The sequence below is a fragment of the Pseudomonas sp. PS1(2021) genome, from assembly GCF_020405165.1.
Classification (GTDB): Bacteria; Pseudomonadota; Gammaproteobacteria; order Pseudomonadales; family Pseudomonadaceae; genus Pseudomonas; species Pseudomonas aeruginosa.
Genome location: NZ_CP084484.1, coordinates 438930 through 459080, shown reverse-complemented (window position 1 = coordinate 459080; position 20151 = coordinate 438930). Strand labels below are relative to the sequence as shown.

Below are 20151 nucleotides of genomic sequence, written 5' to 3'. Positions count from 1 at the left end.
CGGGCCTCAGTGACGGCGGATCAGCAGCGCACGGATCTGCTGCGCGGTCTCGCCGTCGACTTCCGCGAGCATCCGCACCTTGCCGGCTACCAGCGCCGCCAGCGGCGCTCCGTCTCGATAGAGCAGGCGGTTGCCGGTCACCGCCGGCACCCGTTCGCCGGGTAGCAGGCCGCCGACCAGGTTCAACGGATCGACCGCCGACACCACCAGCATCGCTCCATCCGGCGGTCGCTTGCGCACCTCGCGCAACAGGCCGACCGCTTCCGCCAAGGCGAACTGCTCACCGGCCAGGCCGGCGATGAAGCGCCCGCCGCGAATCTCGCCGCGCGCTTCCAGGCGATGGTAGACGCGCAGCAGCTCGCGCCACGGCGGCAGCCAGTCGGCCTCGCGCTCCAGCAGGCGCCAGGCGACCACCCCATAGCGCCGCAGCAAGGTCCGGGCGACATGTTCGAGGACCTCCGTCGGCAAACGCTGCCCCGCCTCTTCCGCCTTCGCCCGGCGCAGCGGCGCCCAGCGCCCGGCGTCCTGCATGCCGCCCGGCAGACCGCGCGAGCGGCGCTCCTGGCGGCTGCGCTTGTCCGCCGGCATCAGCAGGGTACGCAGCCCGGCGAAGCTGTCGGCGTTGACCCGGCCGACCGAGACCAGCTCGCCGAGGGCGTTCTCCAGCTCGCTGCGCAGCAGGTGGGCGTCCTGGCTCAGTTCGTCGAAGAACGATGCACCCTGCTCGCGCAGCACCTCCAGTACCCTGGCCGCGCGCGGCGACAGTTCCGGCTCCGGCGCGTCGCGCTGCAGGACGCTCCAGAGCCCCAGCTCACGGCGCGGCAGGAGCACGATCGGCGCGCTGCGCAGCGGACCGCCGGCGGCCTTGCTGCGTCCGGCCAGGCGCGCCCAGACGATGCGTCCGGAACGACACAGCTGGTCCAGCCAATGGCTGGCGTAGTCGGCCACCCGCGCTGCCAGCAGTTCGCTTTCCCAGGCGGCCGCCGCGGCCTGGAAGCCTTCCAACTGCTCGACCACAGTAGCCAGGGACTCCGCACCCCGGCCACGGGTGCCCGGCGCCAGGCGCTGCCAGTCGAACAGGAAACGCATGAAATCGGCGCGCTCCACCGGCTCGATTTCCCGGCGCAGGCGCCTCACCGTGTAGCGATGGATGCGCGCCAGCAGATGGCGTTCGCACCACTCCTCTTCCGTCGCGCCAGGACTGAAGCGGCCACGCAGCACATAGCCCTCCCGCTCCAGGGCGGCCAAGGCGTACAACTGGTCGGCCAGGCCGATGCCCAGGTCGGCCGCCAACTGCCCGGCCGTGCGTGGCCCGAAGCCACCCAGGCGGGCGCGGGTCAGCTCCACGGTCGCCGCTTCCGCCGAGTCCGGCGGCGGATAGCCGCGAGGCGCCTGGAAAGCGTCGGGCACCTTCGCCGCGGGATGCACCAGGCGCATCGCCGGCAGGCGCTCCGCCGCCAGCCAGAGAGTACTGCCTGCGCAGTCCAGGCGTCCGGCGCGGCGTTGCTCCGCCAGTTGCGCAAGCCATCCCCCCCAACCCGGATTGGCCTCGGCCTCGCCCGAGGTGAGGAAGCCCAGGCTGTTCAGCGCCTCATGCATCTCGTCGGCGTTGCGCGCTTCCGGCCAGGCCTCGCCACGCACCGCCTCGATCGCCTCAAGGTCCAGGGCGCCGAGGTCGTCGGCGGACTCGGGATCGCTCCAGCGGCGATTCTGTACCGCCTGGGTACGCCGCTCCTCCAGCGGCGCATCGTCGAGATAGGCGTAGGGACGCGCGGTCAGTATCTCCGCCGCCAACGCCGAAGGCGCCGGCAGGTCGCGCGCCAGCAAGTCCACCGCGCCGCTCTCCATGTCGCGCAGCAGGGCCAGCCAGCCGTCGCAATCCATCGCCTCGTGCAGGCAGTCGTCGAGGGTCTGCGCCACCAGCGGGTGATCGGGCACCTCGCGCTCGCCGACGATATTCTCCAGGCACGCCACCTGGTCGGGGAACACGCTGGCCAGCAGATCCTCGCTCTTCATCCGCAGCAGTTGCGGCGGCACCTTGCGACCGCCGGCATAGCGCGGCAAACCGAGCGAGGTGGTCAGGTTCCAGCGCCAGCGCACGCCGAACAGCGGCGCGTCGAGCACGGCCTGTACCAACAGGTGCTCGGCGCTCGCCGAATGCAGGTAGCGCCAGACCTCGTCGAGGGGAAAGCTGTGGCTGGTGGACAGCGAGAGGATGATCGCGTCCTCGGTGGCCGCCGCCTGCAGCTCGAAGTTGAAGCTGCGGCAGAAACGCTTGCGCAGCGCCAGGCCCCAGGCGCGGTTGAGGCGGCTGCCGTGGGGACTGTGGATGATCAGTTGCATGCCGCCGGATTCGTCGAAGAAGCGCTCCATCACCAGCCGCCGGCTCCCGGGCAGGCCACCCAGGGCCTGGCGGGCGCGGGCCAGGTACTCGACGATCTGCCGCGCGGCGCCATCGTCCAGCCCGAGGGTGGCGCCGAGCCAGGCGATGGCTGGCTCCAGCCGCTGCCCTTCCGGCAATGCCTGGCCTTCGCCGAGCAGCTCGTCGAGGGTGTCGCGCAGGCGCGCCACGCTGGCCGACAGCTCGTCGCTGCGCCCCGGCGCCTCGCCCAGCCAGAACGGAATGTTCGGCGGCTGGCCCTGGGCGTCCTCGACCCGCACCCGTCCCGGCTCGATGCGGATGATCCGGTACGAGGCGTTGCCCAGCTGGAACACGTCGCCGGCCAGGCTCTCCACCGCGAAATCTTCGTTGACCGTCCCCACCAGCAGGCCCTGCGGCTCCAGCAGCACGCTGTAGTCGCCGGTATCGGGAATGGTCCCACCCGAGGTCAGCGCGGTCAGACGCGCGCCACGGCGGCCACGGAGCAGGCCGTTGAGCGCATCGCGATGGAGATAGGCGCCGCGCACGCCGAGGCGTGAGTGGTAGCCCTCGGCGAGCATCCGCAGGACTTCGTCGAAGCGTTCGCGCTCCAGCCCGGCGTAGGGCTCGGCGCGGATCACCAGGCGATAGAGGTCGTCCTCGCGCCACTCCTGGCAGGCCACTTCGGCGACGATCTGCTGCGCCAGCACGTCCAGCGGCTGGCGCGGCAGCACCAGGCTGTCCAGCTCGCCACGGCGCACGCTGTCGAGCAGCGCCGCGCATTCCACCAGGTCGTCGCGGGAGGTCGGGAACAACCGGCCCTTGGGGGTGCCGCCGACGCTGTGCCCGGAGCGCCCGACCCGCTGCAGGAAGGCGGCGATGGAGCGCGGCGACGACAACTGGCAGACCAGCTCGACGTCGCCGATATCGATGCCCAGCTCCAGCGAGGCGGTCGCCACCAGTACCTTCAATTGCCCGGCCTTGAGGCGCTGCTCGGCATCCAGGCGCAGCTCCTTGGCCAGGCTGCCGTGGTGGGCCGCCACCTGGCGGCTGCCGAGACGTTCGGCGAGGAAGCGGGTGACCCGCTCGGCCATGCGCCGGGTGTTGACGAACACCAGGGTGGTGCGGTGCTCGCCGGCCAGACGCGCCAGGCGGTCGTAGACCAGCTCCCAGGTGTCGTTGGACATCACCGCTTCCAGCGCCACCGGCGGTACCTCGATGCCGAGGTCGCGTGGGCGCGTATAGCCGATGTCGACGATCCGGCAGGCCGGATCGCGCGGATTGCCGCTGGCGCCGACGAGGAAGCGCGCGACCTTCTCGATCGGCTTCTGCGTGGCGGACAGCCCGATCCGCAGCAGCGGTCGCGGACACAGCGCTTGCAGGCGCTCCAGCGACAGCGCCAGGTGGCTGCCGCGCTTGCTGCCGGCCAGGGCATGGATCTCGTCGACGATCACGCTGCGCACCCCGGCGAGCATCTGCCGGCCCGACTCCGAGCCGAGCAGGATGTACAGCGATTCGGGTGTGGTGACCAGGATGTGCGGCGGGCGCTTGCGCATCGCTCCGCGTTCGACCTGCGGCGTATCGCCGGTACGCACCGCGCTACGGATATCGACGTCGGGCAGGCCGAGACGCGCCAGTTCCTCGCGGATGCCGGCCAGCGGTTGCTCCAGGTTGATGCGGATGTCGTTGGACAGCGCTTTCAGCGGCGAGACATAGACCACCTGGGTGGCATCCGCCAGCTCGCCGTCGGCGGCCAGCCCCTCTACCACCAGGGCATCGATGGCGGCGAGGAAGGCGGTCAGGGTCTTGCCCGAACCGGTGGGCGCGGCGACCAGGGTCGAAAGCCCCTCGCGGATCGCCGGCCAGGCCTCGACCTGGGCCGGCGTGGGCGCGGCGAAGTGGCGTTCGAACCACTGGCGGACGGCGGGATGGAACTCCGCCAGGGGCCGCGGAGCCGGCTCGGCGCGGCGGGCGGAAGAGGATGAAATAGGCATCATGCTCCGCACTATGGTGGCGCCGCGGGCGACTCACAAGCCCCGCCGATCGCCCGTCGGGCGCAGTTTCAGAGCCCGGCGACGAAACGGTCGAAGCGCTCGGCGTGCAGCGCTTCGCTGCCGTTCTCCTCGAGCAGCCGGCGAGCCTCGGCGGCCTTCGGCGTCTCGCCGCCGATCAGGCCGAGCAGGCGCTCGCCGCGCGGCGTGAGGACGAAGTTCTCGCCATTGCCGCCCTGCTCCTCCGGACGCGGCTCGATGAAGCCGCCCTCCAGCAGGATCGCCTCGTAGTCGGCGGCCTTCTGCTTCAACGCATCCATGTCGCCGACCCGCTGCCCGGCCTGGGAGCGTTCCTCGGCCAGGCGTTCGGCATGGGCGCGCGGGGCGAAGTTCTCGTGGGCGGACTGCCGGACCTCCAGCAGCAACCGTTCGACCAGATCCCAATCGTGAGTCATGGCACACCTCCTGCGGCATAAGCGACGAGGGTCCTTCGCACCCTCTCTATGCGTGCGACCCGCAACCCGCCGCGAGGGTTCGAATCGGTCGCCGTCCGGCGTTGCGGCTGAACTTTGTCGGTTCGACCGGGCTCCACCGCTCAGGACCACCCCACAGGAGTACGCCATGAAACCGCTTTTCGCCCTCGCCAGCGCCTGCGCCTTGCTGGTCGCCACGCCGGTCTTCGCCTGTTCCGAAGCGGAGGCGGAAAAGATGGGCAAGGAAGTTGCCACCAAGGTCGCTTCGATCACCCAGAAGAACCCGCAACGGGCCAGGGAACTCAACGAGCAGTTGCGCCAGCGCCAGGAAGCCCGCTCGGAACAGAACCGGCCGAGCGATTGCGATGCCTACGCGCAGATGCTCAAGGAACTGGATCAGGAAAAAGGCGACGTGCAGCGCAACACTTCGCAGTGATCCGCCGGTTCGGGGTACGGCGGCCCGGGACGGCGGGGCCCGGCGCCCGTGACGGGCGCGCCGCCCACCCCACCTGAGTCACTGCGACAGGCGCGGGCCGAACAGCACGATGCTGGCACCGACCACGCACAAGGCCACGCCCAGCCAGTCGCTCCATAGCGGCCGCGAGCGCTCGACGAAAGCCAGCCAGAACAGCGACGCGGCGACGTAGATGCCGCCATAGGCGGCATAGGCGCGGCCGGCGTAGCTGGCCTCCACGCGGGTCAGCAGCAAGGCGAACAGGGTCAGGCTGAGCAGCCCGGGCAGCACCCACAGGGCGCTCTTGCCCAGCCGCAGCCAGAGATAGAAGGCGTAGCAGCCGGCGATCTCGCAGAACGCCGCGAGGACGAACCAGAGGTAGTTGATCACCGCCGCCCGCCCTCCCGCTCCCAGGCGCAGCGGACCTGCAGGTCGCTCTCCTGGGGGGTATGGAAGCCACGCTCGGACTCCCAGCGAAAGGTATGGCTGCCGTTCACTTCGGTCTCCAGGTGGACCACCGCGCTGGCCCAGTAGAGGCGCCTGAGCAACGCCTCGAACTGCTCGACCCACAGGCTCCATTCGTATTCGATGGCCTGGTAGCTGGCACCGAAGTGGATGATCTGGGTCTGGTAGAGCCCGGCCCCGGACTGCTCGCAGCGGCTGAACATCTCGCGTCCGAGGAACGGCCAGGCCTCGCCGCCCGGCAGGCTGTCCAGCACGCGGCGGTTGGCGGCACGACGCATGCGCCGCTCCATCGAATCGCCCGGCCAGTCGCGGATGCAGCCATAGACGATGGATTCAGACTCCACAGGGGTACTCCAGAACAGAACGGACTCGCAGAGGCAGCCTTCTAGCACAGGGCGCGAGGCCGGAAAAGCAAAAAGCCTCGCAAATGAGCGAGGCTTCTTGTGGGGTCCAACGTACTTCGGCAGGCAGGCCGGTGACTCAAGCTACTCGATCGCACCGCCTTGGGCAAGCACTATCTGCGCCGCACCGAAATGATGCAAAGCCTCGCCCCTGCTGGCCTGCAGCCATTTCCACTCAGGCTTGGCGCTGACGCTTGGCCTGCATCTTGCCGGCCATCGCGGTCATCTCGTCATAGATCGCCTGGGGATTCTGCTGCTTGATCCTCCAAGCCATCCGCGCCTGCTCGTGGGGCAGGATCAGGAAACTGCCCTTGGCCACTTCGGCGTGGATGTAGTCGGCGATGTCGGCGGCGCTGATCGGCGAACTCTCCAGCAGCTTGCCGACCTGGTGCTTCATCTCGGGGCTCGGGCCGCGGAAAGAGTCCAGCAGGTTGGTCTGGAAGAACGAAGGGCAGACCACGTGGACGCCGACCTCGACCAGCGCCAGCTCTACCAGCAGGCTTTCCGAAAGCGCCACCACCCCGGCCTTGGCCACGTTGTAGTTGCTCATCGCCGGGCCCTGCATCAACGCCGCCATCGAGGCGATGTTGACGATCTTGCCCTTGCTTCGCTCCAGCAGCGGCAGGAAGGCCTTGCAGCCCTTGACCACGCCCATCAGGTTGATCGCGATCTGCCAGTCCCAGTCCTCCAGGGACAACTCGCCGAAGAAGCCGCCGGAGGCCACCCCGGCGTTGTTGACGATGACGTCGATGCCGCCGAACTTCTCCTCGCAGCTCTGCGCCAGCGCGGTCAGTTGACTGTAGTCGCGTACGTCGCAACGCTGGGTGAAGCCATCGCCACCCGCCTCGCGCACCAGTTTCAGGCTTTCCGCCAAGCCGGCCTCGTTGACGTCGGCCAGCGCCAGGCGCCAGCCGTCACGCGCCCAGCGCAGGGCGATTTCGCGCCCCAGCCCGGAGCCGGCACCAGTGATCATCATGCGGTTTTGCATAGGGGTCCTGCCTTCCTGTTCGTGTGATGAAGGCCAGTGTAACCAAGGGTTTCAGCGGCCTCCGGCTAAATCAGGAAGCTGAATGCCTCGGGCAAACCCGGACATGCCGGGCCGCGCGAGGGGCTCAGACGAGCAGCAGGACGCAGAGCTTGCCCAGGACCAGGGCGATGCCGCAGGAGACCAGCAGGTAGGAAGCGCCATCGAGACGCCGGCGGTACAACTGGGCGAAGGAACCCACATGATGCTGCAGGACGAACATTCCCAGTGCCACCAGGATCGCCGGGATCAGGAAGACGAATTGCCAGAAGTGCTCGACCGCCAGCGTCGCTTCGCCGTCGTCCGCGAGCAGGAGGGCGCCCCCCAGCAACTGGCCCAGCAACAACAGCCCCCCGACGCCAATACAGGCACGTCCCCAGCCGATCATCAGTCCCTCCCAGAGCGTTTCCGAGAGACCAGCATAGCCAGATGCCGCCATGCGATCTGTGCCCTGGGTCAAGCTGGGCGGCCCGCCCGGACATCCACCAGGCAATTTCATGACGCGGGTAACATCCTGCGGAAACGAACCCCGCCCGCCGGACGGGGTCCGACCGCCTCAGAACACGTACTGCAGACGCATCACCAGGCCATCGCCGCTATCGTCGCCGTTGGCATTGCTGATCTTGTCGGTCTTCGCCTTGACATAGTTGGCGGAAATCTTCACCGCCTCGTTGGCGTACCAGTTGACGCCCAGGGTATGGGTCTTGCCCTTGGCGTCGCCGACCTCGCGGGTGGCGCTGTCGACGACGATGTTGTCATCCTCGACCTTGATCGAGTCGTAGCGGTAGAACAGCTCCCAGGCGCCGATTTCCTTGTTCTCCGGCTTGATGGTGTCGAACTTGGCGCCGTCCAGCTTGTAGAGGCGCGGCTCGCCGGTGAGGGTGTAGGCCAGTTGCGCGTAATAGCCGGAGGCCTTGAGATCCTCGCGGTCGCGCTCGGCCTTGACCGTGCGCCGCAGGTACTCGGCCTGGGCCGAGAAGGCACCCAGCGCCCAGGCGCCTTCCAGGCCCCAGACCGAGTCGTCCTTCCACAGCCCCTCGACTGCCGAACTGCCGCCGAACAGACCGCGGTTGCCATTGCTGCCGGCATCGTTGCCGCCATTGGTGGAGACGCCGCGCATGCCCATGCGCGGGCGGATCCGGGTATCCACCGCGCTGTCCTCCAGGTCGCGATAGGCGTATTGCAGGCCCAGGTGCACCACGTTGCCCGGCTCGTGCAGCGGCGCGAACACGCCGCGCAGGTTGTAGCGCTTGACGCTGTCGCCATCGGTATCGTTGTTGTTCTCGCTGAACACGCTGCCCGAGAGGAAAGCCATGCCGCCCACCACCGAGCTGGCCTGGATACCGGTACCGACGTTGTCGTTGACCCAGTCGGCGATGTCGTAGGTGAGGTTGCGCTCCAGCGCGGTGACCCATTTGGAGCTGGTGGCCTTTTCCAGGCCGAAGTCGGTGTAGAAGCGGCCGAACTTCAGGTTGACCGGGTTGAAGCCGGTATAGGTGACCGAGGCTTCGTCGAAGTAGCCGGCGCTGTCGTTGCCGACGTTGCGCGACAGGTCGTAGTTGATCTGGTACTTCCAGTCCCGGTAGACGGTGCCGCCGAACTCCAGGTAGGCGCGGCGGAAGTAGGCGGCATCGGCGGTATTGCCGTTGTTCGTGTAGTAGCCGTCGAAGCGGCCGTAGTCGGCCTGCAGGCGGCCGCCGAGCTTGAAGCTGAATTCCTTGTCGGTGGTGGCGACTTCGAGGCCGCCCTTGGTCTTGATCACGATGTCGGCACCGTCGGTGGTCACGGTCCCGGCCAGGCTCTGCGCGGAAATCGCCAGGCCCAGCAAACTCCAGGCAACACTGCTCCCCACCCCTTTGCACGAGTGTCTGCGAATCATCAGGTAAGTCCCCTGTTCGGATTTCGAATGGTCTTGAGCAGCGCGGAAACGGCCGGTTCTGTCGCCGGCCGGCGCTGCTGGAGGGGGATCATCTGGATGGGTTGTGACAGCGAGACTGCAAAGCGCGAAAGCTTTTGTGACAGGCAGCCGGATAGCGCCTGGATGAGGCAGTCGGATAGGGGCGCAGGCCTAGAGGCATCAGGTCCTGGCGACAGATGTAACAGCTTGTTTCATATATTGCGGCAACCTTGCGAAGATTGCATGACTGCAATGAAAACCAAGAGTTTCTGCCGATAACCGCCTGGCTTTCGGATATTCCTGCCAGTACCTGCGGGTAAGACCTGTAACGAAAGAAAGACCCGGTTGCAGGCTGCCAACTTCGCCGCAACCGGGTAAGGAAGCGATTAAAAAGACCTCGCCGGAGCGAGGCCGAAAACAGGAGCAGATCGTTGTCGCTTCTTAGAACACGTACTGCAAACGGGTCACGAAGCCGTCGCCGTCATCGTCGCCATTGTTGTTGGTGATCTTGTCGGTCTTCGCCTTGACGTAGGCCGCGCTGATCTTCACCGCATCGTTGACGTACCAGTTCACGCCCAGGTTGTGGGCCTTGGCCTTGGTGTCGCCGACTTCGCGAGTGGCGGTATCGGCGACCACGTTGTCGTCTTCCACCTTGATGTTGTCGTAGCGGTAGAACACTTCCCAGGCGCCGATTTCCTTGTTCTCCGGCTTGACGGAGTCGAACTTGGCGCCCTCCAGCTTGTACTGGCGGGACTCGCCGGTCAGGGTGTAGGCCAGTTGCGCGTAGTAACCCTTGGCCTTGATGTCCTTGTAGGCGTTGTCATCGGCCTTCAGCTTGCGTGCCAGGTATTCGGCCTGGGCCGAGAACGGGCCCATTGCCCAGGCGCCTTCCAGACCCCAGACGCTATCGTCCTTGTAGGAACCGGCCGGCGAGTTGGAGACGCCGCCGAAGGTCGCGCGGTTGCCGTTGTCACCGGCGTCGTTGCCGCCGCTGGTGGCGATGCCGCGCATGCCCAGGCGCGGACGGATGCGCGAGTCGAAGGCGGTGTCGTCGAGGTCGCGGTAGGCATAGTTCACGCCGACATGCAGAACATTGCCGGCTTCGTGCATCGGCGCGAACACGCCGCGGAAGTTGAACTGCTTGACGCTGTCGCCGTCGCTGTCGTCGGCGTCCTTGGCGGATACGCCGGCGGACAGGTAGGCCATGTCGGCGAGGGTCGAGTTGACCTGGGCGCCCATGCCATCCTGGTGGGTGTTGATCCAGTCGGCCAGTTCGTAGGCGGCGTTACGCTCGGGAGCGGTCACCCACTTGGAGCTGGTGGCCTTTTCCAGGCCGAAGTCGGGGTCGAAGCGACCGAACTTCAGGTTGACCGGGTTGAAGCCGGTGTAGGTGACCGAAGCTTCGTCGAAATAGCCGTTATCGGAGCTGCCGGTGTTGTGCGACAGGTCGAAGTTGATCTGGTATTTCCAGTCCTTGTACGCGGTGCCGCCCAGTTCGATGAAGGCGCGGCGGAAGTAGGCGGCGTCGGCGGTGTTGCCATTCTTGGTATAGAAACCGTCGAAACGGCTGTAGTCGGCCTGCAGGCGACCGCCCAGCTTGAAGCTGAATTCCTTGTCGGTGGTGGCGACTTCGAGGCCGCCCTTGGTCTTGATCACGATATCGGCGCCGTCGGTGGTCACGGTGCCGGCGAACGCCTGGGCAGATACGGCCAGAGCCAGAGCGCTGGCAACGAAGCCGAGCGAGTGCTTACGGATCATCGAAGATTTCCCCTTAATGGTGTGTGCATTGGCAACACGCGAGTGCCTGGCTACAGCGCGCCCCTTGTTCCGCGCTGGCCGTGAGGCGGCCCCTTTGTGTTGGGGGGAATCTTGGCGATGGCAGATTGCAGCCAAATTGCATGGAGATAAATGTTTCATTACAGAGGAACTTTTTATCTCCAATGCGAATAACGCGAAAAACCCTCTACTACGGGCCTTTCTGGTTATTCGATATGGGTAGAAATCTCAGCGCAATTTTCGAGTAATCCAGAAGTCAGCAGAAAGCCACTTGCCGGCGCCGCCGAAGAACAGCGCGAGCAACATCACCAGGTAGGTCGCGGCGAACTCGATGCCGTTGTTGACGATGGCGAAGCTTCCGCTCGACGTCAGCCAGTCGTAGTTGCCGTATTCGCGCAGGATTTCCCGGGCCCGCGCCAGCTTCTCGCCGGCCTCCAGCACCCGGGCGTTGGCGAACGGCGCGGACGGATCGGCGATCGCCTGCCAGCCGTTCGGCCAGTGCACGGCGAAGATCGCTACCAGCATGGTCACCATCAGCGGCAGGCTGATCCAACGCACGGCCAGGCCGCACAACAGCAGCACGGCGCCACCGGCCTCGCTCAGCGCGGCGAGCCAGGCCAGCAGTTCGGGAAACGGCAGGCCGAGTCCCCAGTCGGAATTGCCGAACCACTCGATGGTGGCCGGCATGTCCGCCAGCTTCTGGCAGCCGGCCATCCAGAACACCGGCGCCAGGTACAGGCGCAGCGCCAGCGGGGCGAGGAAATCCGCTCGACGGGTGACGTCGAGGGCATGCTGTAAACGCAGGAAGACAGTCTTCATCATCACTCCAGAGCGCCCTCGCCCATGAGGATGCCCTGGGCGTGCCAGTCCTCCAGCAAGGCGAAGGCATTTTCGAAATACTCCGCGTCGGCGCTCAGGCCACAGCTTCCGGCCAACTCGCGCAACAACGGCAGCAGCGCCACCGGCGCCTCCCCCTCCTCGCTCAGGCGCTGCGCGAGGCGATAGGCGAATGGCGACAGGTGCAGGAAGCGCACCCGCTCCGCCGGATCGCGCCAGACCAGCAGGCAGGTCGGTTCGGCCGGCGGTTCCATCGGCCGATGGCTCGGCCCCAGGCGATGGACCGGCCAGCGATAGGCCAGCGGCCAGGCCAGTGGCGACCACGACCAGGCCTGCGGCAGCGTCTCGACAGGCGCCTCGGCCAGCGACAGGGCCAGCTCGACCCACTCGTAGTGAGCCAGCTCCAGCAGGAAGGGCGGATCGCCCTCCTCCGCGCGGTAGCCGTCCTGCAGCCAGCCGATGAACTCTTCGCCCAATTGGCTGAAGTACGGTGTGCGGCAGCGATGCTCGCGCATGAAGGCACGCACCAGGCGATGCCAGCGCGGCTCGTCGAACAACCGGCGCAGGACCGGGAACCCGCTGCTGATGAAACCGTCCAGGTTGTTGAAGAACAGTTCCTCGTAGATCGCCATGCGCTCCGTCGCGATGCCGGGCGGCAAGGCCTGCTGCGGATCGCGGATACGCGCGGCGAAACGCCGTTGCAAGGTCGTGTGGTTCATGTGCCGTACCCCAGGCTGCGCAGTTGCGCTTCAGCGCTGCGCCGCTGCAGCTCGCGGATGCGATCGGTTTCGGCATACAGCTCGCTCAGTGGCGGGAGGTTGAAATCGCGCTCCAGCAGCGTCGGGCGTTCGCCATGGCAGGCATAGGCATGTGCCAGGAGTTCCCAGACCGGATCGCAGACCGGCGCGCCATGGGTGTCGATCTTCAGGCTGGCGCCCTGCTCGTCGTGCCCGGCCATGTGCAGGTAGGCGATCCTCCGGCTGGGCATCGCGGCGATGTAGGCGTGGGCGTCGAAACCGAAGTTGCAGGCGTTGACGTAGACGTTGTTGACGTCCAGCAGCAATTGGCAATCGGCTTCCTCCAGTACCGCGCGGACGAAATCGACCTCTTCCAGCTCGCCCGGCAAGCGCGCATACGCCGAGACGTTCTCGACGATCAACGGCCGCTCGAGGACGTCCTGTACCACCCGGACCCGTTCGGCGACCCGGCGCACCGATTCGTCGCTGAACGGCAGCGGCATCAGGTCGTAGAGCTGGCCGTCGTCGGCGCAGGCCGACAGGTGCTCGCTGTAGGCACGGATGTCATGCTGCCCGATGAAGCCCTTGATCGCGCGCAGCAACGACATGTCCAGCGGGGCGTAGCCGCCGAGGTTGAGAGACAGACCATGGCAGAGGAACGGCAGGCGCTCGGTCAGCTCGCGGAACTGGCGGCCGAGACGGCCGCCGATGCCGATCCAGTTCTCCGGGGCGACCTCGAGGAAGTCGACCCGGACCTCATCGCCGGCGCCGAGCGGCTCCAGCAGCGCGCGACGCAGGCCTAGCCCGGCGCCGCTGACGAATTCCCGTTGCATGGTCCGTCTCCTCAGGCCTTACGACTTCTTCTTGTCGGCGCCGCAGTTGCCTTCGCCGGCCTTCTTCTCGCCACCGCAGGAACCTTCCTTGGTCTTGCGATCCGCACCGCAGCTGCCTTCATGACCGGCCTTGGAGGCTTCGCGCTTGCCCTTGTCGGCACCGCACTTGGCCTCGCCGCAGGAACCTTCCTTGGCCTTCTCGGCGGCAGCCACGCTGTAGCCGCTGCTCAGCTCCTGCACGGCGAAGGGATTCTGCGCGGCATGCGCGCCGACACTGGCTACGCCGAGCAGAGCAGCACCGACGACGGAAGAAGCGAGGGAAATCTTTTTCATGGGTAACTCCTGAAGTTGGTAGCGGGCGCCGGTATGGCGTCCTCGCCCCAATGGACGGAGCACCCCCGGCGGCGTTACAGCGGAGTCGAAAAAAATTTCCCGTCCCTTTGCCTGAACTCAGGGATTGCCTCTGCTGGAGAAATATCGGGCGGCGATATTCGCCAGGTCCCGGGCATTCTCCTCGACTTCGAATGCCAGCCCAGCGAAACGGATTGCCGCCCCTCCGTAGGGCGCATATCGCGCAGCGATATCCGCCAAGCCCAGCCGCGCTCCTCGACCTCGTCACGCGGAAGGGAGAGCCGCCCACGCCAGGCCGGGTTCGGTTCGCCCACGCCGGATAGCGGAAACGAAAAAGCCGCCGCCCACGAATCGCGGGCGGCGGCTTGGTGTCGAAGGTACCCCGGCTCAGCGCCGCGCGGTGTCCTTGCGCAACTCGGAGAGTTGCGCGGCCAGGCGGTCGAGTTCCGGCCCCTGCCCTTCCGGCAGATGGCGCACGGTCGCCTGGGTCAGGCGCATCTGGCGGATGAAGCGCCGGCAGTGCCGGCACATGAGCAGGTGGCTGCGCACCGCCAGTTGTCCGCGGAAGTCCAGTTGCCCATCGAGAAAGTCGCTGGACCGGGCGACCAGTTCCTTGCAACTCAGCATTGGCCGGTCTCCTCGAAATGCTCCAGGGTGGCGAAGACCTTCAGGCGGGCGCGATGCAGCAGCACCCGGACATTGGAAAGCGTGATATCCAGGAGATCACGGATTTCCTCCAGCTCCAAGCCCTGGCGTTCGCGCAGGGTCAGCACGCTGCGCTGCAGTTCGGACAGACCGTTGAGGGTCTTGTCCAGGCAATCGCGCAGTTCGCCCTCGGTGAGCAGGGCTTCCGGCGAATCCTCGTGCCAGGCGTGCGGCGGCTGGCTCCAGTGACCGTCGGCGGCAAAGCGCTGGTCATCCACCGTACCATGGGGCCCTGGCAGGTCGTCGAGGAAAACTTCCCGGCGAACCTGGCGCAAGCGGCTCTTGGCGGTATTGGCGGTGATGGTCAGCAGCCAGGTCTTCAGGCTCGACCGCCCCTGGAACCCGTCCAGCCCGCGAACCGCCGCGAGCCAGGCGTCCTGCACCACTTCCTCGGTATGCGATCTGCCGATGATCGCCCAGGCCACGGCCCGCATGGCGCCCTGGTAGGCGCCAACCAGCTCGCGGAAGGCTCGCTGCTCGCCGGCCAGCAGGCGCGGCAGCAGCTCGGCGTCGGTAGGCGCCGCCACGATCAGTGTTTACGCAGGATCACGCTACCGATCGAGTAACCGGCGCCGAACGAGCTGAGCACCCCGATGGCGCCGCTGGGCAGGTCGTCCTGGTGCTTGTGCAGGGCGATCACCGAACCGGCGGAACTGGTATTCGCGTAGCTGTCGAGGATCACCGGCGCCTCGTGCGCCTCGGCGTCGCGACCGAGCAGCTTGCGGGTGATCAGCAGGTTCATGTTCAGGTTGGCCTGGTGCAGCCAGAAGCGCTTGACCTCGGCGACCTGGATTTCATTGGCCGCCAGGTGCTCGCCGATCAGCTCGGCGACCATCGGGCAGACATCCTTGAACACCTTGCGGCCCTCCTGGACGAACAGCTTGTCGCGCTTGCCGATACCGCTCTCGTCGGCGCGGTTGAGGAAGCCGAAGTTGTTGCGGATGTTGTTGGAGAACTGGGTCAGCAGCCTGGTGCTGACGACGTCGAACTGGTGCTTCGACACGGCCAGGTCGGCGCGCTCGACGATCACCGCGGTGCAGGCGTCGCCGAAGATGAAGTGGCTGTCGCGGTCGCGGAAGTTCAGGTGGCCGGTGCAGATCTCCGGGTTGACCATCAGGATCGCCCGCGCCTGGCCGGTCTGGATCGCAGTGGTGGCGGCCTGGATACCGAAGGTGGCCGAGGAGCAGGCCACGTTCATGTCGTAGCCGTAGCCCTGGATGCCCAGCGCGGCCTGCACCTCCACCGCGATCGCCGGGTAGGCGCGCTGCAGGTTGGAGCAGGCCACGATCACCCCGTCGATGTCGGCGGCGCTGCGGCCGGCACGCTGCAGCGCCTCCCTGGCAGCGGCCACGGCCATCTCGCAGAGGATCGACCACTCGTCGTTGCTGCGCTCGGGAAGGTACGGAACCATGCGCTGCGGGTCGAGGATGCCTTCCTTGTTCATCACGAAGCGGCTCTTGATGCCGGACGCCTTCTCGATGAACGCCGAGCTGGACTCGGCCAGCGCCTCCAGTTCGCCCTTGGCGATGGCCTCGGCGTGCTGGTCGTTGTACTGGCGTACGAAGGTGTTGAAGCTCTCCACCAGCTCATCGTTGGAGATGCTGTAGGGCGGAGTATAAAGACCGGTTCCGCTGATGACGGCTTTATGCACAGTTGTTCCTCTTCTCTCGCTGGGCCGCCGTCGAACGGGGCCGATTAAGCATAGCGGTGCCCGCCTGGGGCCGGCACCGGAAACGGGTTCGCTCGCGGCGATGCCGGGCGCTCTACGAAAAGACGTTGGCGGCGCGCTTTCGTACAGGGCCCGGACAAGGTCGGCCATTGCGCAGTGTGCCACCGCCTCGCTTCGGCAAGCGCGCGCACCGCTCAGTGGTATCGAAGGCGACAAGGATATTCCAGAGTGCGCGCCGGGCACAGCCGATAGGCGCACGATCGGTTTATTTTCCCCGTTTTCGCCACCGATATCCGTATCGAACTGTAAAGACGACGCAACCAGGCCGGCTTCCGGTCACAGCAGGCTGGCACCTTCCCACCCCAACCATCGATTGAATTTGCCAACCCGCCCCATAGGCAATGCTCAACAGCCCACCTCGGCAAGGCCACCTATCATTCGGCAAACCCGGTATTCACAAGGAAGCAGCCCCATGACCGATAGCCTTCGCCCAGAACTGGATATGGAAACCCAGGAGTTCGTCCACCAGCTGTTCGACCTGGCCCGCCAGGGCAATAGCCAGCGCCTCGAGCAACTGCTGCAACAGGGCCTGCCACCGAACCTGCGCAACCACAAGGGCGACAGCCTGCTGATGCTGGCCAGCTACCATGGCCACGCCGACGCGGTACGCCTGCTGCTGGCCTACAAGGCCGACCCGGACCTGCGCAACCTGGCCGGGCAGACGCCGCTGGCCGGCGCTGCCTTCAAGGGCGACCTGGCGATGGTCGAACTGCTCCTCGCCGGCGGCGCCGACGTCGAGGGCGCCTCGGCCGACGGCAAGACCGCACTGATGATGGCGGCCATGTTCAACCAGGCCGAGGTCGCCGCCAGCCTGCTGGCCCACGGCGCCCGTCGTGACGCCCAGGACGCCGCCGGGCTGACGCCGCTGGCGGCGGCGCGGATGATGAATGCCGAGGCCACGGTCGCGCTGCTCAGCCGGCCCCACTGAGCCTCAATCCGCCAGCACCTCGGCCAGGCTGACGACCTGGCCGAAATGATGCTTCCACAGGCGCACACCCAGCTCCCCCGAGCGATCCAGCGAGGAGCCGAGCACCAGGTCGCCGACCAGGGTCGGTTGCAGGCCGGCGTCGAACAGGGCGAAGCCGGCGGCGAGCACGCAGGTGTCGGCCTGGATGCCGCAGACCAGCACCCGTTCCGCTCGCAGCGCACGCAGATGGTCGACGAGTTCCGCCGTCGGCAGGTAACCATGCTTGACGAAGATCCGGTCGGCCGCCACCAGGCAGGCATCGTCGAGCGGCGGTCGCCAGCCGAGCTGGCGCTGGAACGGCGTACGGGATTCGTCATGGCGCTCGACGCTGGCCACCGAGGGCATCCGCCCGAGCAATTGGCCGATGCCTTCCAGCAGCCAGTCCGGCGGGGCGAAACAGGGTTGCACGTCGACGATCAGCAGGGCCTGGCGCATCGGTAGTCGGCTCCGGGAGAACAGGCCAGGCATTCTAGCCCACCCCGCCCCGTCGCTCCGCGCTCCAGCGGAACTGGGCTAGCCTGAGGGAACCTTTCGACGGAGAGCCTTCATGCGCCCGATGTACGCCGTAGCGATCCTTTTCCTCCTAGCCGGCTGTTCCTCGGTTCCCGCCGAGAAGACCCGGGCGATCCCCGCCGAACGCCTGCTCGGCTACCAACAACCGGTGAGCGGTGGCGGCCGGCTGGAAGTCCACCGCGACTATGGCTACCTCGGCGGCGGCTGCTACGTGGCGTTCCTTATCGACCGCCAGATCGCCGCGCGCATCGGCGTCGGCGAGGAAGCCAGCTTCCAGGTGCCGGCGGGCGAGCATGTGGTCGGTATCGGCATCGATACCCAGGACGACACCCTCTGCGGCAAGGGCCTGCTGAACCGCGAGCTGAGAACCCGGGTCGCCGCCGACGGCAGCGCCCGCTTCCGCATCGTCAGCGAGGCCAGCAGCGGGTTCGACATCCGCGCCGAATGATCCGGGGCGACAGGTCGGCCGCGTTCGCCCGGTCGAGGTTCAAAGCGATTCCATCAGGTCCTTGCCGCGCTTTAGCCAGCCCGGCGCCGAGCCGGGGCCCGGCGGTTGCGCCGGCTCCGTGCCCATGTCCAGCAAGGCCTGCTTCGCCTCGGCGAGCCAGGCCGGGGTCGCCGCCGCGGGCGCCTGGGTGAGTTCGGCCTTGGCCACCAGCCCGGCCAGGCTGCCCAGGTCGCGCGCCTTGAGCGCCTCCACGGTCTGCTGAGCCAGCAGCACCTGCTGCAATGCGGGCGATTGCACCGCCGCGACCGCCAGCGGCGGCGGTGGCGGCAACCGGCCGATCTGCTCGACCTTGTCGCCGGGCTCGCGGGTGAAGGCCCGCAGGTTGTCCAGCGCCGCCCCGCCGACCATCGGCAAGGCGATCCCGGTCAGCGGGTCGAAGGCGCTGATCTCCGGCAGGCCGACCTTGCCGCTCAGCAGCGGACGCGCCAGCGATGGCAGGAACAGCCCGAGCAGCATCCGCGGATCGCGGCGCTTGATGCTGAGGCCGACGCTGGCCAGCATCACCCCGACGCCTACCACCCGCCCGGCGGTGGCCAGCACCGAGAGCCGCTTGTTCGACTCGTTGTCGAAATGCACCAGGCGATAGCGGAAGTAGTCGGTGAAAGGTTCTCGCGGGCCTATCGCCGAAGTGTTCATGAACCAGGCGCGGGAGTCGTGCACCTGTTCGTCGAACAGCGCCACCAGCTTTTCCTGGCCCGGCGCCACCCGGTCGGGAGCACTGAACAACTGGTGGTAGCGCGCGCTGCCGTCGCGGTGGATCTGGCTGTACTCCTCGGCTTCGTCTTCCTCGTTGATCAGGAATACGGTGCCGCCGAGCAACAGGTCGATCACTCCCCCCACCGTCATGCCGTCGTCGAGCACACCCCAATCGCCCTTGTAGTCATGGGCGAATTCGGCGGCGGCGCCGAGGAGTTGGCGCTGGTCCAGCGGCGGGTCGAACTGCTTCTCCACCCGCAGGTCGCGCAGTTTGTCCTCGCCGCCGATCAGCGCCACGTTGCGATCCCACTCCGCCTCTTCGCCGGCGCTCATCGGCGGGAGCGGCTTGTCCTGCTGGGCGGCCGCGTACTCCCGGCTACGCCGCTTGTGCAGGGCCTCCCAGGCCTTCTGCTGGGCTTCCGGCATGTCCGGCGGGACATTGGCGAAGAACGCCTTGTTGCGCAGGCCGCCGGCATAGCGGTCGATGCGCCAGGCGGTGATCAACGCGGTCTCGCGACGGATCACCTCTTCCAGGGTGCCGGCCTTGGCCTGGGCCTGCCAGGCGTTGAAACGGGTGGCGAGTTCTTCGGAGACGACAAATTCAAACAGAACCTCATCATCAATTTCTCTCCACTTTTCGTGGAAGTCAGGATGTAACGCCGCACGAGGGACTTGTAACGGCGCTCCCGCCTCGAAAGCTTCAGCGTACATATGCTGAAGAGCAATTTGAGACAACAGCAATTTCAAGCCACCAACCGCTTTCCCTTGGTTTCCAATACCGTAACCCCCGCCCACATCGGAGTGAACTCCTGGATAGGCATACTCCACCGTCCCCTGCCGATAACGGGATGGTCCCGTGCGACGTCCGTTGGCATCCATATCACGACGGCGAATCGAATCCAGCGGAAAACTGGCGCGCTGCTCATGACAGGAAATCAGGTGTACACAACGTTTCAGAAAAGCGCAGTCTTCCGGTAGGGTGGTCGGCAGACACTGGGTCTGGGCATCGTCAGGCAGCCGCATGGTGTCGTCGGCCCAATCCATATGCCCGGCAGCGAACGGCGCACTATCCGCCAGCCCAACTGCCGCCACGGTATCGAAAAGGCCGAGGAACTCGATCGAGATCGGCAGGCCGGCGAAGCGGTATTCCACCCGACCGTCGGCACCGCTGAGCCGGGTCAGCTCCTGCAACCAGTTGGCGAAGGTCCGTGCCTCTGCCGCCCCACGAGAAAAACCATAGACATACAGGCGCATGGCCAGGATATGCGGTTTCTGCTCGGACTCCTGACGTTGCCGAAGCTTGCCCTCGAGTTCCTTGAGTTTGGGCTCCAAGGCGGTTCGGCGTTTTTTCTCGCCGTTTTCCAGTAAACCACCACTGAGGGTATTGATGGTCCAATTGGTGGACATTGCCTCAACTAACTTTTGAGTCTCGGAA

The 20151-nt window shown here is 66.6% G+C and carries 20 protein-coding genes; 3 read left to right on the top strand and 17 right to left on the bottom strand.

Going from position 1 to position 20151, the window contains the following annotated elements; all coding sequences use genetic code 11:
• Positions 1 to 6: 6 nt before the first annotated feature.
• Together LE197_RS02240 and LE197_RS02235 are read right to left on the bottom strand one after the other, a co-directional pair.
• On the bottom strand, positions 7 to 4353 hold the full coding sequence (locus LE197_RS02240; protein ID WP_042168019.1) for a DEAD/DEAH box helicase: 4347 nt from the start codon (positions 4351 to 4353) through the stop codon (positions 7 to 9).
• A gap of 68 nt (positions 4354 to 4421) precedes the next feature.
• A complete protein-coding gene (locus LE197_RS02235; protein WP_003091614.1) occupies positions 4422 to 4805 on the bottom strand; it encodes a hypothetical protein in 384 nt (127 codons plus the stop codon).
• 166 nt (positions 4806 to 4971) lie between these two features.
• Between LE197_RS02235 and LE197_RS02230 the strand changes: the two genes are divergently transcribed.
• The gene (locus LE197_RS02230) at positions 4972 to 5259 is read left to right on the top strand and encodes a hypothetical protein (protein WP_003091615.1); all 288 of its coding nucleotides are present in this window, start codon (positions 4972 to 4974) and stop codon (positions 5257 to 5259) included.
• A 78-nt stretch (positions 5260 to 5337) separates the two neighbouring features.
• Here the strand turns inward: LE197_RS02230 and LE197_RS02225 are convergent, their stop codons facing one another.
• The 13 genes from LE197_RS02225 to LE197_RS02165 form a co-directional block, all read right to left on the bottom strand.
• Positions 5338 to 5667 (bottom strand): YnfA family protein, encoded by a 330-nt coding sequence (locus LE197_RS02225; RefSeq protein WP_033968651.1) that lies wholly within the window; start codon positions 5665 to 5667, stop codon positions 5338 to 5340.
• A complete protein-coding gene (locus LE197_RS02220) occupies positions 5664 to 6086 on the bottom strand; it encodes a hypothetical protein (protein ID WP_003091617.1) in 423 nt (140 codons plus the stop codon). Before LE197_RS02220 ends, LE197_RS02225 begins: the two co-directional genes overlap by 4 nt.
• Positions 6087 to 6318: 232 nt before the next feature.
• Positions 6319 to 7131, bottom strand: coding sequence for an SDR family oxidoreductase (locus LE197_RS02215; RefSeq protein WP_003091619.1), 813 nt, complete (start codon positions 7129 to 7131; stop codon positions 6319 to 6321).
• A gap of 124 nt (positions 7132 to 7255) precedes the next feature.
• Positions 7256 to 7555 (bottom strand): hypothetical protein, encoded by a 300-nt coding sequence (locus LE197_RS02210; protein ID WP_033968650.1) that lies wholly within the window; start codon positions 7553 to 7555, stop codon positions 7256 to 7258.
• Between the two features lie 168 nt (positions 7556 to 7723).
• Positions 7724 to 9046, bottom strand: a complete 1323-nt coding sequence (oprP, locus tag LE197_RS02205; protein WP_039028144.1) for an outer membrane porin OprP — start codon at positions 9044 to 9046, stop codon at positions 7724 to 7726.
• A 459-nt stretch (positions 9047 to 9505) separates the two neighbouring features.
• Entirely contained in the window at positions 9506 to 10822 is a 1317-nt protein-coding gene (gene oprO / locus LE197_RS02200) for an outer membrane porin OprO (protein ID WP_003104423.1), read from the bottom strand.
• A 246-nt stretch (positions 10823 to 11068) separates the two neighbouring features.
• Complete coding sequence (locus LE197_RS02195; RefSeq protein ID WP_033975465.1) at positions 11069 to 11659, bottom strand: DoxX family protein; 591 nt, start codon at positions 11657 to 11659, stop codon at positions 11069 to 11071.
• Between the two features lie 2 nt (positions 11660 to 11661).
• Positions 11662 to 12396 (bottom strand): DUF2063 domain-containing protein, encoded by a 735-nt coding sequence (locus tag LE197_RS02190; protein WP_033968645.1) that lies wholly within the window; start codon positions 12394 to 12396, stop codon positions 11662 to 11664.
• On the bottom strand, positions 12393 to 13247 hold the full coding sequence (locus LE197_RS02185; RefSeq protein ID WP_033975467.1) for a DUF692 domain-containing protein: 855 nt from the start codon (positions 13245 to 13247) through the stop codon (positions 12393 to 12395). The genes LE197_RS02190 and LE197_RS02185 overlap by 4 nt, the downstream gene beginning before the upstream one ends.
• Positions 13248 to 13265: 18 nt before the next feature.
• The gene (locus tag LE197_RS02180) at positions 13266 to 13580 is read right to left on the bottom strand and encodes a hypothetical protein (protein WP_059309695.1); all 315 of its coding nucleotides are present in this window, start codon (positions 13578 to 13580) and stop codon (positions 13266 to 13268) included.
• Between the two features lie 405 nt (positions 13581 to 13985).
• The gene (locus LE197_RS02175; protein ID WP_033968640.1) at positions 13986 to 14225 is read right to left on the bottom strand and encodes an anti-sigma factor family protein; all 240 of its coding nucleotides are present in this window, start codon (positions 14223 to 14225) and stop codon (positions 13986 to 13988) included.
• Entirely contained in the window at positions 14219 to 14830 is a 612-nt protein-coding gene (locus LE197_RS02170) for an RNA polymerase sigma factor (RefSeq protein ID WP_003091628.1), read from the bottom strand. The genes LE197_RS02175 and LE197_RS02170 overlap by 7 nt, the downstream gene beginning before the upstream one ends.
• A gap of 2 nt (positions 14831 to 14832) precedes the next feature.
• Positions 14833 to 15954: a beta-ketoacyl-ACP synthase III gene (locus LE197_RS02165; protein ID WP_033968638.1), complete on the bottom strand. Its 1122-nt coding sequence runs from the start codon at positions 15952 to 15954 to the stop codon at positions 14833 to 14835.
• A 490-nt stretch (positions 15955 to 16444) separates the two neighbouring features.
• On the opposite strand from LE197_RS02165, the gene LE197_RS02160 reads away from it, so the two are divergent.
• Positions 16445 to 16960: an ankyrin repeat domain-containing protein gene (locus LE197_RS02160; protein WP_059309696.1), complete on the top strand. Its 516-nt coding sequence runs from the start codon at positions 16445 to 16447 to the stop codon at positions 16958 to 16960.
• 3 nt (positions 16961 to 16963) lie between these two features.
• Here LE197_RS02160 and LE197_RS02155 read toward each other — a convergent pair whose 3' ends face one another.
• Positions 16964 to 17467: a cysteine hydrolase family protein gene (locus LE197_RS02155; RefSeq protein WP_073649430.1), complete on the bottom strand. Its 504-nt coding sequence runs from the start codon at positions 17465 to 17467 to the stop codon at positions 16964 to 16966.
• A 79-nt stretch (positions 17468 to 17546) separates the two neighbouring features.
• Here LE197_RS02155 and LE197_RS02150 point away from each other — a divergent pair, with 79 nt between their 5' ends.
• Positions 17547 to 17960, top strand: coding sequence for a hypothetical protein (locus LE197_RS02150; protein ID WP_058017281.1), 414 nt, complete (start codon positions 17547 to 17549; stop codon positions 17958 to 17960).
• A gap of 39 nt (positions 17961 to 17999) precedes the next feature.
• Here LE197_RS02150 and LE197_RS02145 read toward each other — a convergent pair whose 3' ends face one another.
• Entirely contained in the window at positions 18000 to 20123 is a 2124-nt protein-coding gene (locus tag LE197_RS02145; RefSeq protein WP_375080379.1) for a T6SS phospholipase effector Tle1-like catalytic domain-containing protein, read from the bottom strand.
• Positions 20124 to 20151: the final 28 nt, after the last annotated feature.

What these genes read in the sequence shown, in the direction of transcription:
- LE197_RS02240 (WP_042168019.1), bottom strand. Translation starts at nt 4,353, where the DNA reads ATGCCTATTTCATCCTCTTCCGCCCGCCGCGCCGAGCCGGCTCCGCGG.
- LE197_RS02235 (WP_003091614.1), bottom strand. Translation starts at nt 4,805, where the DNA reads ATGACTCACGATTGGGATCTGGTCGAACGGTTGCTGCTGGAGGTCCGG.
- LE197_RS02230 (WP_003091615.1), top strand. Translation starts at nt 4,972, where the DNA reads ATGAAACCGCTTTTCGCCCTCGCCAGCGCCTGCGCCTTGCTGGTCGCC.
- LE197_RS02215 (WP_003091619.1), bottom strand. Translation starts at nt 7,131, where the DNA reads ATGCAAAACCGCATGATGATCACTGGTGCCGGCTCCGGGCTGGGGCGC.
- LE197_RS02210 (WP_033968650.1), bottom strand. Translation starts at nt 7,555, where the DNA reads ATGATCGGCTGGGGACGTGCCTGTATTGGCGTCGGGGGGCTGTTGTTG.
- oprP (WP_039028144.1), bottom strand. Translation starts at nt 9,046, where the DNA reads ATGATTCGCAGACACTCGTGCAAAGGGGTGGGGAGCAGTGTTGCCTGG.
- oprO (WP_003104423.1), bottom strand. Translation starts at nt 10,822, where the DNA reads ATGATCCGTAAGCACTCGCTCGGCTTCGTTGCCAGCGCTCTGGCTCTG.
- LE197_RS02195 (WP_033975465.1), bottom strand. Translation starts at nt 11,659, where the DNA reads ATGAAGACTGTCTTCCTGCGTTTACAGCATGCCCTCGACGTCACCCGT.
- LE197_RS02190 (WP_033968645.1), bottom strand. Translation starts at nt 12,396, where the DNA reads ATGAACCACACGACCTTGCAACGGCGTTTCGCCGCGCGTATCCGCGAT.
- LE197_RS02185 (WP_033975467.1), bottom strand. Translation starts at nt 13,247, where the DNA reads ATGCAACGGGAATTCGTCAGCGGCGCCGGGCTAGGCCTGCGTCGCGCG.
- LE197_RS02180 (WP_059309695.1), bottom strand. Translation starts at nt 13,580, where the DNA reads ATGAAAAAGATTTCCCTCGCTTCTTCCGTCGTCGGTGCTGCTCTGCTC.
- LE197_RS02175 (WP_033968640.1), bottom strand. Translation starts at nt 14,225, where the DNA reads ATGCTGAGTTGCAAGGAACTGGTCGCCCGGTCCAGCGACTTTCTCGAT.
- LE197_RS02160 (WP_059309696.1), top strand. Translation starts at nt 16,445, where the DNA reads ATGACCGATAGCCTTCGCCCAGAACTGGATATGGAAACCCAGGAGTTC.
- LE197_RS02155 (WP_073649430.1), bottom strand. Translation starts at nt 17,467, where the DNA reads ATGCCTGGCCTGTTCTCCCGGAGCCGACTACCGATGCGCCAGGCCCTG.
- LE197_RS02150 (WP_058017281.1), top strand. Translation starts at nt 17,547, where the DNA reads ATGCGCCCGATGTACGCCGTAGCGATCCTTTTCCTCCTAGCCGGCTGT.
- LE197_RS02145 (WP_375080379.1), bottom strand. Translation starts at nt 20,123, where the DNA reads ATGTCCACCAATTGGACCATCAATACCCTCAGTGGTGGTTTACTGGAA.